The sequence below is a fragment of the Elusimicrobia bacterium HGW-Elusimicrobia-1 genome (assembly GCA_002841695.1).
Taxonomy (GTDB): Bacteria; Elusimicrobiota; Endomicrobiia; order PHAN01; family PHAN01; genus PHAN01.
Genome location: PHAN01000007.1, coordinates 43,116 through 58,025, shown reverse-complemented (window position 1 = coordinate 58,025; position 14,910 = coordinate 43,116). Strand labels below are relative to the sequence as shown.

Below are 14,910 nucleotides of genomic sequence, written 5' to 3'. Positions count from 1 at the left end.
GACACCTAAAAATCGGGGCAAGGTTCTCAATTTAGAGAATAGAGCGGACAGGCGACCGGATGAAAGCGAGCCACTGACCTCGGGCCACGAGCCACGAGCCACTGCCTTTTGTTCCGCCGATAGTATTTTTCTATCGAGTCGCGCCATTATTTTTACCAATTATGTCTGTCGGTATATCTGCGATTCAGATAACTCATCTTTATGGCTTCCTGCGTCTTTCCGGATGTTATGTAAATATCGCTGAGCAACCTATACGGCTCGGCGAAAGTCGGCTCCAATTTTATTATCCGCTCCAGGATGCCGCGTGTTCGTGTCACATCTTTTTCCACGTAAAGATAATACAAGGAAAGGTTGTATAAAGCCGGAACGAAATCGGCCTTCAATTTAACCGCTTTTTTCAAATGCCCCTCGGCTTTGCCGAATAATTTCATCCCGAGGTAAACCATCCCCAGATTATTCTGCGCCTCATAAGACGACGGATTTACAGCCACGGCGGCTTCGGCGTATTTGAGCGATTTTTCAAACATACCCTTATTAAGATAGAGTTGGCTGAGATTCCCCAGAACAGGCAAATAATTCGGATCTTTGGCGTAAAGCCGCAAAAGCAAATCCTCGGCGTTTGTGGAATCGCCCTCCGACAAATAAATGTAAGCGAGTTGATTTAAAAGTTTTTTATCGTCAGGATTCTCTCTTAAAATAATAGCGAGCGTCTCCTTGGCCTGTCTGAACATTCCCGACGCCTTGTACGCCTCAAAGAGTTGCTCTGAGAGTCGCCGCGAAGGTTTCGACGACAAATACGGCAGCGCCGAAACTCCGTTCCCGGACACAAATTTTTCGTTTTGGGCGGCGATATCATACCTATGCACGAACTTAGGCGACCTGAACTCAACGAGCGGCGTATTATCGGTATTCGGTTTTACTCCGGCCGTATTATATTCTATATCGGAAAGATAAAATCCGAACTTGCCCAGAAAACCCGCGGGACTGTCGATGCCCGAAGTCCTCATATCATCCGCAAAAAGCGCGAACGCTCTTTCTATTCCGGCAAAATCTATGGGTGTCCGGCGCAATGACCCTATCAAAAGTATGTTATTGCCGCCGGCGCGCCAGCAGGACGCGCCCGGAAAAACCGAACTGAAAGTCCTGAAAATACTTAAAAGTATATCCCTGTCCACGCCGTAAGAATGAAACCACATACACATAATTCCATCGTCGGCCAGATTGTCTTTTCCTATCTCCATAAACTCTTTGGTAAAGAGAGGCGCCACGCCTGTCATCCATGGGTTGGATGGCTGCGAGATTATAACATCGTACTTTCCGGGCGTTTTTCTGTTTGCAGACAAATATCTTCTGGCGTCGTCTATAATGACCTTTACCCGGGAATCTTCCAGCGGCTTGCCGTTGATACCGTCGAAACAACCGCTCGCCTTTATCATTTGCGGCTCTATTTCAACGCAATCGACCTCCGCGACAGGATATTTGAGAACCGCGCCCAGCGTAATTCCGCTGGCCAGCCCTATAACAAGAGAACGCGACGGCTTTTTGTGAAGTATCATCGGCAGGTGCGCCGCCAATAACTGCGACGGCATATCCAAATACGAGTCCGAAGCGTCGATTTTCCCGTCGATGGCAAGCGCAAGTTCGCCGTTTATCGTCCTAAATACGCTTAACGCGAAATGACTGCCGTCTTTGTAAAAAAGAATTTCTCTTTCGTTGAGATAATCGACCAGAGACCTTATTTTTTTACCCGGCGATAAATCCATTATCTTCTCAAGCATAGGGGCGTATGAATATACGCCGGAACCTATCACGTTGCGGTTCCATTGCGGAACGGCCGAAACGTAGGACACCGTGAAAAATACAAGAAACACGACCGAAGCATACCGAAAAAATTTCTTTTCTTTGGCGGAAACCGATATCAGAAATATCGCCAGAGCCACATTGACGACGGCAACGGAAATGATGGCCCGCTCGATGCCCAGCCACGGAATCAAGGCAAATCCGGCGGCCAAAGCCCCCGCGATGGCTCCGACGGTATTTGCCGCGTAAACCCCGCCCACGGTGGCGCCGACCCCGCGAATAACTCCGGCGACGGCCGGGCGCGGACGGGCGCGGCGATATATATCCGCGGCCAGCGGCAAAGTCGCGCCGAAAAGCGTTGTGGGCGCCAGCATGGCGATAAATGCCACCGCAAACTGTATCAATTGCGTTCCGGCGAAACTGCCGCCCACGATGCGGAACATCGTGACGAATATGAGCGGAAGAATTCCGAACACCGGAACCAGCGCCAAAACAAAAACGCCTATCGCGCCCTGAATCAATCCGAATGAAGCCGTGGATACTCCGAAAGGCCATTTGGAAATCCCGGACACCCTGCCGTATATCCAACTGCCCAGCGCAATCCCGCTCAGAAAAGCGCAAAGCATAGTCGTGAAAGCGTATGTGGACGAACCCAGAATCATCGATAGCGCGCGTGTCCACAAAACTTCGTAGGCCAGGGCCGTCGCGCCGGATAGGGCTATTGCCGGCAAAATCAGCCACGAAGCATCGTCGGCTTCAACGCCTTCGCCAACCGATGAAACCCGCAAGGCCGGCAAGGCGGGTCGCTTTCCGGCCACAAGCAGCGCCGCGGCGGCCACGACAAAATTGATGACGGCGGCCACGTAAAACGTTCCTCTTACGCCCGCAAGATTTATAAGAAAATACCCCGCCATAGCCGTACCGAAAACGGCGCCCCACGTATTTATACTATAAAGGAAACCTGTCATTCCGACATTATCCCGCGCAACGCCGCCGCCATTGGCAATGCCCCTGTTCAACCCGGACGCCAGTATCGGAAGCATTCCCCCTATAAGAAAAGTCGGAATCGCCATTGCCAAGAACGCGGCCGCAAAAACAGTCGCGAACGACCACGACGGAACACGGTACACATTCGCGCCCAATATCCCGTCTTTCATATAACCGGATGAAACCGACACTGCCACCGTCTCTATCAAGCGGAAAATCTCAGGAGTAACCAGAAAATAAATTCCGCAGCCGAGCGCCAGGTATCCGTACAGTTTGACAGGGTATCCGGAATCCGGAGATTTTTCGTGCCTGCCGACCAGCCATCCGAAGTACCGGCTGCCCAGAGCCAACCCGAACATAAACGCGGCCAGCACCGTAGAAACCGCCATATGTGTCGAGCCGAAAACCAGAGACAGCGCGCGAACGCAGAGTATCTCATAAACGAGGCCGGCGGCGCCGCTCATAAAGAATAAAATCGGGATAGTTTTGCCTGCGCCTGTGTTTTTCATCGTTGCCCTATTGTCCGAGTTCCAGCATTTTCCGCGCGGCCGCGGCGACTTGCGCATCCTTGTCGGATGACAACGCCATGAGAACTCCCGTCACGCGCTCCTTTTGCCCGGAATAAAAACTCTGCCACAAAAAACTCGCCGCCGCCCGACGCACCGCCGGATGTTTGTCTCCCGCGGCCGCCTCAAGCGCGGCGAAAGAATCATCGCCGGGAATGCGCGACAGCGCCTCCATAGCGTCGAGCCGCAGCGCAATATCAAATTGACCCGATGAGGACACCGACCTCAATTCCGCCACCGCATCTTTCGTCCCCACCGATCCCATGGCTATTACGGCGGCCGACTTGACGACGATATGGTCGTTCGACCTCAAAACATTTTTTAATTCGTCCAAGGCGCCTTTGTGCCTGAGATTCCCCAACGCCTCGACGATCCCGGCGCGAACGCGCATATCTTTTTGGGACGACAATTCGCCCGTCAAAGCCGCCGCGGCGGAAGCATCGCCGGATTTTCCCAGACGGCGGGCGGCCTCTATCTTTCTGTCGGTCTTGCCGCCTTTTAACGCCGATATTTCGGCGCCCACATTTACCACGGCGGCCGACATCCCGAAAAGCGGCGTCACCGAAGCCAATAGCGCGATAATCAAACTCCGGCTGTTAATTTTCATGCCCATTTTCCCGTATCAAACCCCGCCGCCTCGGCGCGATCAGCGGTGTTATCGGCCATAACTATTACGTCTATGAGCGCTTCCTTGTCGTGCACGCGCGAGGCGAACTGGCCGCTTACGTCCTCCAGCGCCAAACGCATAGTCGGAGCCGAAGCGAAGATGGAATCCGTTATGAGGCAGTAAGCCACGTATTTTTGGTCCGCTATTTTTTTTACGACGACCGGGTATATCATATTCGCTCTCCGGGTCGAAGCAGGTTCAGGTCTCGGCCTGTCGCTCTGCGTTCAGTGCAACCGCGGCTTGTAAGTTCCCGCGTTGTATATACGCGCACGCGCGCGCATGGATAACACGGGTCACAATCAAACTTCGTGTTGTCATTGCGAGGAAAGATCGCAGCGACTGACTGCCTGCCCCGCCCTGGCGGGGAAGCAATCTCACGTTCGGCAGAGATTGCTTCATCAAGTGCAAGCACTTGATTCGCAATGACAAGCGTGGCGACCGGCAACTACATCAGTTAATAAAAAGCGATTTTAATTCGATTGCGTACGAACAGGTCTGAACCCGTCCGCACATTTGCGGATGGAGGGATAAATCAACAACGCAGGACTTCAAAGGAGCGGACCGAAACGGGGGGCCGTTTAGCCGCAAAAATGAAAACGCCGCCGGCCATTACGACCGAAAGAAATGCGGCGGAGGATTGTATCGCGATTTTTTCAAGCCGCTCGGCGATGATGGCTGCCGGCGACTTGGCGCCGGTTATAAACTTCCGCGCAGGAACGCCGATCGACGAACAGTCCGGGAAATTGCGTCCCACAACGCCCTTAACCATAGCGGCAAGCGGAGCGCCCCTGACCATAAGAATCTGGTAAAGCGAAACCGCGAAGGTCTCGCGCAGCATCAACACCGACTTCGCGTCGCTCAAAACTCTGTTGCGGGAGTCGCGTACGTCCAAATCCTCGTAAAACGAGGAATCCGTAACCCCCGAAAATAAATAAACCGGACGCGCATCGGCCGGTGTTGCGGCCATATACGATCCGGTAAACAATAAAAGTGCCAGCGCTAAACGCAATGTCATCGTTTTATACCTTCGGCAACCCGGCCGCCGTGTCCCGCCAAACAACGGCGGAATTTAGGCCCGTGTCCCGACGTAAAATCGGGACGCCAAGCGGCGACAATTTATAAATTGCTTATGCCGCCTGACGGCTTTGCGTCCCCCGGTTTCCCGGGGTTTGCCGTTTCGGGTACTTATATCGCAGTCACTATATAGCAAATTATTGTTTTTAAGTCAAGAGTTTTTTTTGTGACTTTTGTCTCACTCGCGCGCATAAGCACTGTAGTTGCCGAGCTTGCTCGGCTTTTTTTGCTGTGAGCCGACCAAGGTCGGCGACTACAAGAATCTTCCGGTGCTCCATATAATTGCCGAGCTTGCCCGGCTTAACGATTTGCCCGCGATTCGCGCGCGTTCGGATAAAAGTTTCGTAATACAACAGCGCGAGGGCCGTTTTGGAATCTCTGATGAGCCCCCTGCGCACCATACAGATCGCTTCGTCTATATCGACGATAACCGGCTCGATAAATTCGTCCGAATCCGGATTAAAACTGCCCCGCGCAAGGCGCGTGGCGACGTAAACGTGTATGACCTCCGTGCTGAAAGCCGCCGAAGGCCAGTACGAAAAAAGTTTTTTTATCGATCCGGCCCGCATGCCGGTCTCTTCCTCAAGTTCCCTTTTCGCGCAAGCGAGCGGATTTTCTTTGGCGGACAGTTTACCGGCGGGAATCTCGAGGGTTTCTTTGCCGACAGGATAGCGGTACTGCCTTACGAAAACTGCCTGTCGCCCGCCGGGCATAAGAGGCAGGACGGCCACGGCTCCGGGATGTTCCAGATATTCGCGGACGGAAGTTTTGCCGTCGGGAAGGCGGGCGACATCGGCGGAAAAGTTTACGCTTTTGCCTGTGTATATGCGACGGCGACGGTGAAGTTTTTCAGTGTATTTCATCGGGAGATTATACCATATTTAATTCCCCCGACCGGCAAATGGCGGACGCGGGTGGCGAGTGGTTAGTGGTTAGAAAAACTTTTTGATTTTGCTCGCCACTAACCACTCGCCACTGGCCACTGTTTTATTCATTTGACTTCCGTCGGCATTTTTTGTACAATACCGGCGTGAAGTGATAGTGGCGATGAGCCGCTTGTTTACGAGCCGCTCACCGCTTTTTTTTTGCAACCCACATCTTAAAATCATGTCAAAAGCCGAACGTCTGGAAACGCTGCTGTCGCCCGTTGTGGATAAGGCGGGATTTGAGATTGTCGACCTTCAGTATCTTTCGGAAGGCGGCAGATGGGTATTAAGAATTTTTATCGACGCCGCCGAAGGATGTCCGGGCGTTACTCTCGACGATTGCCAGAGGGTGAGCGGGGCGGTTTCGGACGCGATGGAGAAAGATTTTGCCGGCGAACTGACGGGCGCCTATTGCCTGGAAATTTCTTCGCCGGGCATTCAACGCGCGCTGAAAAAAGAGAAAGATTTTAAGCGTTTTACGGGCAAGCGGGCCGAGATTACTCTTTACGCTCCCGTTGATTCGCAAAGGCGCTTCGTCGGAGAAATAGCGGGATTTGAAAACGGTTCCGTCAAACTTAAATTCGAGGACGGCGCAACGGCCGTTTTCCCCTTAAAGTCGATAGCCAGAGCCAGATTGGAACCGGAGATGTAAAAATAGTAAAGGACGTGAAGTGCAAATCTTGAAGTGTAAATCGTAAAGGGTGAATTACTCTTAACCATTCACGCTTCACTCTTCACAATTCGGCCATTCACGGTTTTTCGGCGCTTTTCGCCTTACTTAAAATATCGGAGAAATTATGTCAACCCAAAAAAGCGAACTGATAGCGATAATGGAACAGATGGAGCGCGAGAAGGGCATAAAGAAAGAGGAGATACTCAACCTCATCGAGACGGCCATCGTCTCGGCCTACAGAAAACAGCACGGCAAAGATATTAACGCCGAAGCGCACATAGACCCCGAAACCGGAGCAATGACGGCTTGTGTGGTGAAAATGGTCGCCGATGCCGTCGAGAAACCGCTGCTGGAAATGAGCGTCAACGACGCACAAGCCATCGACCCGAAGGCGGCCGCGGGCACGGAAATACGTATTCCTCTTGACGTAAACGAGTTCTCGCGCATTGCGGCCCAGACGGCCAGACAGGTTATAGTTCAGAAGATAAAAGAAAAAGAAAAAGAGGCCATAATAAGCGATTATTCCAAGCGTATAGGCGAGATTTTAAGCGGGAACGTATTTAAGTTCTCCAATCGCTCCATAATACTCGACATAGGCAAGACGGAGGCCGTGCTACCGCCGGAAGAGCAAATACCCGGCGAGCGTTTTTCCGTCGGAAAACACATACGCGCGGTGCTGGTCAGAATTGAGGAAACGCCCAAGGGGGCGCAGATAGTACTTTCCCGCCGCGACCCGCTGTTTGTTCAGAAATTATTTGAACTTGAAATACCGGAAATTTACGAGAAGATAGTCGAAATCGTCCGCATAGAGCGCGAGCCCGGAATGCGCACAAAAATGATAGTCGATTCCAAAAATCCCAGGGTGGACGCCGTAGGCGCCTGCATAGGCGTGCGCGGAGCCAGAATCCGCCCGATAATAGAGGAACTCAACGGCGAAAAAATCGATCTGATACACAACAGCAGGGACGCTTTCAAACTTATAGAAGAGGCGATGAGCCCCGCGAAAAACATTCAGCTTTCGGTCAGGTCCGTCGAGGACAAGACCGTGGAAGTCATAGTCCCCGACGCTGTGCTGTCTTTGGCGATAGGCCGCACGGGACATAACGTGCGTTTGGCCTCGAAAATAAGCGGATGGAACCTCGTTGTCACGTCGGAAGCCACAAAAAAACTGCGTGACGAGGAAAAAGCGCACGATAAAGTAGCCGTCGTCTCTCAAATAAAAGGTATAGGCGAAAAAACCTCGGAGGTTCTTGCCAAAGCGGGCTTCGCCAGTATTCAAAAAATAGCCGATGCGAGCGTGGACGATTTGACCACATTGCAGGGTATCGGCCCTAAAACCGCGGAGAAAATAATAGCCGCGGCCAAATTGTCCATACAATCGCCCGAAGACGCGACGACAGATATACCGGCATCCAAAAAAGTATCAAAAACCAAGGTGAAAGCCGAACCGGCTCAATCTAAAACCGAAGTATCCGGCGACAACCTCGGCAAAGGTTCCGCAGCCGAAGAAGCAATAACCGAACCGGCCGGAGAAAAGAAAACCGACGCGGAAGAATAATCGGCGGGTACTAAATCGTACAAAATAACTCAGGTCGTTCCGCAAAAAGCGCACAAGCGCGTGGAACGACCGCACGAGGCGCACAATTATGACGACAAAAAAAACAAAAACTGCGGGCGAAGAAGATTCCAAGAGTAAAGCCGTCAAGAAAACGGCGGGGGCAAAACCATTGGTCGCGCCCAAGAGCGCTCCCAAGACCAAGACCGTCCGCGCGGCCAAAACAACAGACAAGGCGCCCGCGGCGAAAAAGCCATCGCGCGCAAAAGCGGCGGCGGCGAGCGCTTTCAAGCCGGCAGCCCAAGAGCAGCCGGCGGTCGCAGCCGCCACGCCCGTCGTCAAAAAATCAAGAAAGACCTCGGCCGTCAAGGAAGTTCACAAGGCGGAAACCGCAAAGATTCCCGCGGACGCAAAGCCGACAAGCGTTCAACCGGCAGCAGCCGCTAAACCCGCGGCAGTAAAACCCCGGGACGCAGCCGTCGCCAAAGCCGCAGAGCATCCCGCCAAAGCCGCGCCGGAAATTATCGCGCCGGAAAAAACGCCCGCCGCAAAAGCCGTCGAGCCGGAAAAAGAAAAATCCGCCGAAATTCCGTCAATCCCCGCTCCGCAAGTTGTGCCGGCGACGCCGGCCGCTCCGCCCGCGCCTAAGCGCGCGATTGCCATCAACGAATTTGAGACCGTAAAGGGTATAGCGCAGAAGATAGGCGTGAGCCCCCTTGACATAATAAAGAAGGCCTTCACGTTGGGCCAAATTGTCACCATCAACCAGCGCATAGATAAAACACTTTCAGAGTTAGTCGCCGGGGATTATAATTGCGAAATAAAGTTCAAGGCCGTCGGCGAAATGCCGGATGTCGAAGAAAAAATTACCGGCGACACTCCAAGGGCTCCGATAGTCACGGTAATGGGTCACGTCGACCACGGAAAGACGACATTGCTTGACGCCATAAGGCACGAAGATGTGGCCGGAGGCGAACACGGCGGCATAACGCAGCACATAGGCGCCTACCGCGTGAAGACGCCCAAAGGCGATGTGGCCTTTTTGGACACACCGGGTCACGAAGCGTTTACTTCTCTGAGGGCGCGCGGTTCAAAAGTTACGGACATCGTGGTGCTGGTTGTATCGGCGGCCGACGGTGTTATGCCGCAGACCGTAGAAGCCATTAACCACGCTCGAGCGGCCGGAGTGCCTATCATCGTAGCCATAAATAAGATCGACGTGGCGGGAGCCAACCCCGATAAAATCAAATCGGAATTAAATCAGCATAATCTCGCCCCCGAGGACTGGGGCGGCGATATCCTTATGGTCGAGATATCGGCCAGGAACAAGATAAACATAGACAAACTCTTAGACGCAATACACCTTCAGTCGGAGATGATGGAACTAAAGAGCGACCCCAATGCGCCCGCGTCGGGAGCGGTCATAGAGTCCCGTCTCGACCCGCGCAAGGGACTCAGCGTAACGCTTATGGTAAGAAACGGCACGCTTAGAGCCGGAGACGTCTTCGTAGCCGGCAGTGTGGTCGGCAAAGTGCGGGCAATGTTCGACGAGTCAGGCGCGAAGGTGGACGCCGCGGGGCCGTCTACGCCCGTGCTGGTGCTGGGCGCCTCGGAATTGCCGTCGCCGGGCGACAGATTTTACGCGATAAAAAACGAAAGAGAAGCCAGGGAGACGGTCGAGCGCATAAAGCTTTCGATGAAGGAAGCGGCTCGCAAATCTTCCGCCCGCGCGATGTGGGGTTTAAGCGACCTCGACAAAAAAGACGATAAAATTCTTCGGCTGATATTAAAAGCCGACGTGGCCGGATCGCTTGAGGCGGTCAGAGACCACATCGAGCGCATAGAACATCCGGAATTCACCATAGTAATAGTCCACGCCGGCGTAGGCCCCGTCAGCGAGTCCGACGTAAACCTTGCCAAAACCACGGGCGCGGCCATAATATGCTTCAACGTGAAAGCGGACGCCGCCAATCAGGCGATGGCCGACATGTTCGGAGTGGAAATAAGAACTTACAGAATCGTCTACGAACTTTTTGACGATATTAAAAAAGCCCTCGAGGGCCTGCTGGATCCCAAACTTCAGGAAACGGTGGCAGGACGCGCTCAGGTCAGAAAAAAATTCGAAATTACCAAGGTCGGCGCGGTAGCCGGATGTTACGTTTCCGAAGGCAAGGCGCTGCGCGGCGCCAAAGCCCGCATACTGCGTGACGGCGCCATAGTTTACGACGGAAAAATATCGTCCCTTCGGCGCGTAAAAGACGATGTGTCGTCGGTGGAAAAGGGATTTGAGTGCGGCATAACGCTTGAGAACTTCAAAGACATCAAAGAAAACGATATTATAGAAGTGTATACGGTCGAGAAAGTAAAACGGCTTTTATAAAAGTGGTTAGTGGCGAGTGGATAGTGGATAGTAAAAAACAAAAACACCTGCCGCCTGCACTAATCACTAATCACTAACCACTATTCACTATTCACTTAACTATGTCCCGCAGAACCGACAGAGTGGCAAAACTCTTGCAACAACAGATATCTTCCCTGGTATTCAAACTTAAAAAGACATCAAAGGCCATTATAACCATAACCGACGTAACTGTAAGCCCCGACATAAAAAACGCCAAAGTTTATTTCTCGGTTCTCAACGAAAAAGACGCCGCGGCCGCGTTGTCCGTTCTGGGTCAGTCGGTGGGTTTCTTTTCAAAACATATTTCCAAAGTTCTGCACACGCGGAATTTTCCCAGATTATCTTTCGAGTACGACGCCACGCCCGAGAGGGCGGCGAAGGTTTTTGAAATTTTCGATAAAATTGAACGCGAGAAAAGCAGTGAGTAGTGGTTAGTGGCGAGTAGAAGCGAAAAAGAGTTTTTTCTAACCACTATCCACTAACCACTCCCGTTATGAAACGCACAATCGCACAAATTGCCGATGTCCTCAAACGTTCCCGCTCGATTTTTATAGCGGGCCACGAGCGTCCCGACGGCGACACGGCGGGATCGGCGCTGGCTCTTGCCCACGCTCTCGGCGCGATGAAAAAAAAAGTGTCCGTATTCACCAAGGAACCGCTGCCCGAATATCTCAAATTCCTTCCGGGTAGTTCTCTGATAAAACGCGGAGCCGTGCCGCCGTCGACAAAGTACGACGCCGCCGTGATTCTTGAATGTTCGGATCTGGCCAGAATGGGTAATCTCATATCGCCACGCCAGGCACGAACGATAATAAATATCGACCATCATTTGGTGAGCGCGTCGTTCGGCGACATCAACTGGATAGAGCCCGATTCCAGCGCTACGTGCCTTATGATATTGCGTCTTCTTAAAAAAATGGGCGCTCCCATCACAAAAAAAATAGCCGAATGTCTCTATACCGGAATGTTGACGGATACAGGCAGATTCGTGCAGCAAAATACCACTCCGGAGACCTTGGAAGCCGCGGCGGAGTTAATGCGAAACGGGGCCGACCCCGCAAAAGTGAGTTCCGAAGTTTTTGCCAATAAGTCCATGGCCGAAATCAAACTTCTGAGCCGTGCGCTTTCGTCGACAAAAACTTATTTGGACGGCCGCCTGGCCGTCATAACCATAAACGCCCGCGACTTCCGTGAGACGGGCGCGACGTGGCGCGACACCGAAGGATTCGTCAATTTTCCGATTATGCTCAGGGATTCCGAGGTTGCGGCGTTTATCCGTGAAGTCCCCGATGTCGGCGCGGCTAAGGCAAAACCCGCCGCCAAAGGCGTCATTAAAGTGAGTATGCGCTCAAAAAAAATCGACCTCACGCCGATAGTCACCGGTTATGGCGGAGGCGGACATAAGCACGCCGCCGGATTCTCTTTCAACTCGACATCCTGCGCAAGCGGCGGGAAAAGATCCATATCAATAGCCGAAGCGACCGCTATCGTCGCAAGGGCGACGGCTCCGCTTATTAAAAAGTGATTTTGGGCTCATCGACAAAAATAACTTGAAACCGGCGGAGTTTTGTGCTATCAGTAGAGAGGTCGAGATTATTAGAGGCCGGGATTAGGATACTATCATATCCCAATCTCGTTTTTCATTAAAACGGCATCGCGTACCGATTAACATGAAAACACAAAATCGCGGATATATGGTGTCGACGCGGCTAAAAAGCCGCGCGGGTTTCACCCTTGTGGAAGTTATGGTGGCCGTTTCAATCATTTCCATAGCTTTCCTTGCCGCCGTGTCCACCTTTAATACCATCACAAACGCCATACAATCGACTAAAAACCGCACCCTTGCCACCAATCTCGCCCAGGAAAAAATCCAGATACTCCGTCAAATTTCTTACAACCGCCTTATGGTGACGCCGTCGCCCAGCTACAGGACAGACCTGTCCACCACAGTTGCCTACGACACCGCGTACTATCCGCCGGAAGCGATTCTTGAAGGCGGAGTGATGTACGAACGTCTCACGTATGTTCAAATGGCCGCCGAAGTCGGGAACGTACTGAAATATTTCGGCTCCACTCCGGACACGGGAATGAAAGCCGTGACGGTAAGCGTGGTTTGGACGCAACGCAACGAAAAGAAACTGTTGCAGATAAAAAGTGTGATAGCAAATCCCGACACAATCAAACTGAGCGCAGGCGTGGCCGGAACGGTGAAAAAATATTCGTCGGCTCAGCCCATTGAGGGCGCCAACATTTTTATCGCCGAGAACATTGCATGGCGCTCGGCAAGCGCGTCCGACGGCAGTTATCTGATAAAATGCTTCGATGGCACGCACACTTTGTACGCCGAAGCCAGAGGATATTTTCCGCAAAGCCGCAAGATTACCCTGGGAGAAAATGAAATAGCCGAGGAGAACTTCGCATTGGTGGCTATGGCGTCGGGAACGGCGCGCGGTTACGCCTGGCTCAACAACGGGCCGGTAATATCGCAGGTGGTCGGAAGCACTCTCAACGCAAGCACAGTATTCGACCAGGAGTATGTCGAATTATTCAATCCCACGACATCGGCGTGGGTAATGGCTACCGGCGCAAACTCGGGCGTCTTCGGCCTCAAATACAAATCCACGGGAGACGACGACAGCGACCCGCCGACGACAATCAATCTGGATTATGTCACCCTTGCGATACCGCCTCAAAGTTATTATCTGGCCGCCAACACGACCACGATAATCATCGGCGGCATCGCTCGCAACGCCGACGCCGTCTGGAACACGGCCACGGACGACTACCCGAACGTGATAAAATGCAAAGAAGACAGCGGCCCGACCTACGCAGGCGGCGGTGTCGGGATATACCGCATTTCCGACGGCGAGTGGATAGACCGCGCCGGCTGGAACCGCGGGGTGGACGCTGGCGGGAATAAAGTCGCTCCCATCCGCGAAGGCAACGGCATACCACAACCATCACTGGGACTTGAGCGCGGCGAGCAGTTCGTCAGAAAAACATCGACGGGCGGCATCGTCGGAACGTTCGCGCGATGCTACGACTCCCACAATAACTCCGACGACTTCATCGGATATAAGCCCTTGTCGTATCCGCCGAAAAACTCATCCGATTCCGCGACAGTCGTAGCGGGAAAGCCCGCCATAGGCGCCGCCGTCAGCGCCAACGACGGATTGTCGTACTCTGTGACGGCCTCGCAAACCGGTTCGCCGCCGGCGGCCGAGTTCACGCTCACTTCGGTCGCTACGGGGCAACACATAATTTTGATTACTTCGGGCACACTGTCGTGTTCGTTATCTTCCGTAACCATAACGTCCGACGGACAGGTAGTCAATGTTCCGTCGGCCGATACCGTGCCGTCATGGCCGTCGGCCGACTTCCATTCGGCTTTTATAAATCAGGAACTCCTTGCCGGCTACGTATCGGGCAAGGTGACCAACGCGCTGAACGCGCCGATATCCGCGCCGTCGCCCATTAAAATAAGAATCGGGTCGACGGAAGTCACCGCCAATCCGACTACCGGAAGATACATCGCGGCGGTGACGCCGGAAACGTATACGGTCGAAGCAAATCCCAATATGGACAATTCCTACTACGTGAGCCAGACCAGGGACAACGTCGCGGTTACGCTGGGAGCAGTCACTTCGGGAGTTGATTTTGTTCTTTCACAGGGAGGAAGCGTCGACGGATGGATTACCAGAGACGGCATAAATCCGCTTCCCGGCATATCCGTAACGGCAGCCAACGAGAGCGGCGCGGTGCTGGGCGTGGGGATGTCGGCGCAGAACGGAAGGTTCAGCATATTGAATATTTCGACGGGAACGCGCACGATAAAACCGGAGCTTGACGCCAAGGAAACATCGGATCCCGACGAGATAACCGCAAATATATCGCTGGGCGAGAGCTTATTCGTGGGAACTTTCACCGTGACCGACGCATTCGGCAGGATTGCCGGCAATGTGCGCTCCGACGGACATCCGATTTCGACGGGCGTAATGATATTCGCGTCGACATCGTCAATATCCGCAAGCGCTCCGCCGGTCATAGTTCCGAATATGCCGCAGATTTATTATATGACCAATAGTTATGAAAACGGCACTTACGCCCTGGAAGTCCGCGGCGGCTCTACGCTCTACAACATGGCGGCGTTCTATCCGACTGTTTCCGGACTCACCGTTTTTGTAAGCACTCGCACGGCGTCAAACATCGCGGTAACGCCCGGCGTAACTCTGTCCGACGTAAATTTTGACTGGTAACTCCC

General features: G+C 53.0%; 11 protein-coding genes and 1 riboswitch. Of the genes, 6 read left to right on the top strand and 5 right to left on the bottom strand.

The window, feature by feature from the left end; translation table 11 throughout:
* Window positions 1-152: 152 nt before the first annotated feature.
* From CVU77_05570 to CVU77_05550, 5 genes are all read right to left on the bottom strand, one after another.
* Complete coding sequence (locus CVU77_05570) at window positions 153-3,353, bottom strand: hypothetical protein (protein PKN01405.1); 3,201 nt, start codon at window positions 3,351-3,353, stop codon at window positions 153-155.
* Window positions 3,304-3,966 (bottom strand): hypothetical protein, encoded by a 663-nt coding sequence (locus CVU77_05565; GenBank protein PKN01404.1) that lies wholly within the window; start codon window positions 3,964-3,966, stop codon window positions 3,304-3,306. Before CVU77_05565 ends, CVU77_05570 begins: the two co-directional genes overlap by 50 nt.
* Window positions 3,957-4,193 (bottom strand): hypothetical protein, encoded by a 237-nt coding sequence (locus CVU77_05560; GenBank protein ID PKN01403.1) that lies wholly within the window; start codon window positions 4,191-4,193, stop codon window positions 3,957-3,959. The genes CVU77_05565 and CVU77_05560 overlap by 10 nt, the downstream gene beginning before the upstream one ends.
* A gap of 359 nt (window positions 4,194-4,552) precedes the next feature.
* Window positions 4,553-5,035, bottom strand: a complete 483-nt coding sequence (locus CVU77_05555) for a hypothetical protein (GenBank protein ID PKN01402.1) — start codon at window positions 5,033-5,035, stop codon at window positions 4,553-4,555.
* A gap of 11 nt (window positions 5,036-5,046) precedes the next feature.
* A riboswitch (cyclic di-GMP riboswitch) is annotated at window positions 5,047-5,204 on the bottom strand.
* A 36-nt stretch (window positions 5,205-5,240) separates the two neighbouring features.
* A complete protein-coding gene (locus CVU77_05550) occupies window positions 5,241-5,957 on the bottom strand; it encodes an ADP-ribose pyrophosphatase (protein ID PKN01401.1) in 717 nt (238 codons plus the stop codon).
* Window positions 5,958-6,141: 184 nt separating this feature from the next.
* On the opposite strand from CVU77_05550, the gene CVU77_05545 reads away from it, so the two are divergent.
* From CVU77_05545 to CVU77_05520, 6 genes are all read left to right on the top strand, one after another.
* Window positions 6,142-6,672: a ribosome maturation factor RimP gene (locus CVU77_05545; GenBank protein ID PKN01400.1), complete on the top strand. Its 531-nt coding sequence runs from the start codon at window positions 6,142-6,144 to the stop codon at window positions 6,670-6,672.
* A 145-nt stretch (window positions 6,673-6,817) separates the two neighbouring features.
* Entirely contained in the window at window positions 6,818-8,251 is a 1,434-nt protein-coding gene (gene nusA, locus CVU77_05540; protein PKN01399.1) for a transcription termination/antitermination protein NusA, read from the top strand.
* A gap of 88 nt (window positions 8,252-8,339) precedes the next feature.
* Window positions 8,340-10,628: a translation initiation factor IF-2 gene (locus CVU77_05535; GenBank protein PKN01398.1), complete on the top strand. Its 2,289-nt coding sequence runs from the start codon at window positions 8,340-8,342 to the stop codon at window positions 10,626-10,628.
* Between the two features lie 101 nt (window positions 10,629-10,729).
* Entirely contained in the window at window positions 10,730-11,077 is a 348-nt protein-coding gene (gene rbfA / locus CVU77_05530) for a ribosome-binding factor A (protein ID PKN01397.1), read from the top strand.
* 65 nt (window positions 11,078-11,142) lie between these two features.
* Entirely contained in the window at window positions 11,143-12,174 is a 1,032-nt protein-coding gene (locus tag CVU77_05525; GenBank protein ID PKN01396.1) for a bifunctional oligoribonuclease/PAP phosphatase NrnA, read from the top strand.
* A gap of 172 nt (window positions 12,175-12,346) precedes the next feature.
* On the top strand, window positions 12,347-14,905 hold the full coding sequence (locus CVU77_05520) for a hypothetical protein (GenBank protein PKN01409.1): 2,559 nt from the start codon (window positions 12,347-12,349) through the stop codon (window positions 14,903-14,905).
* Window positions 14,906-14,910 lie beyond the last annotated feature (5 nt).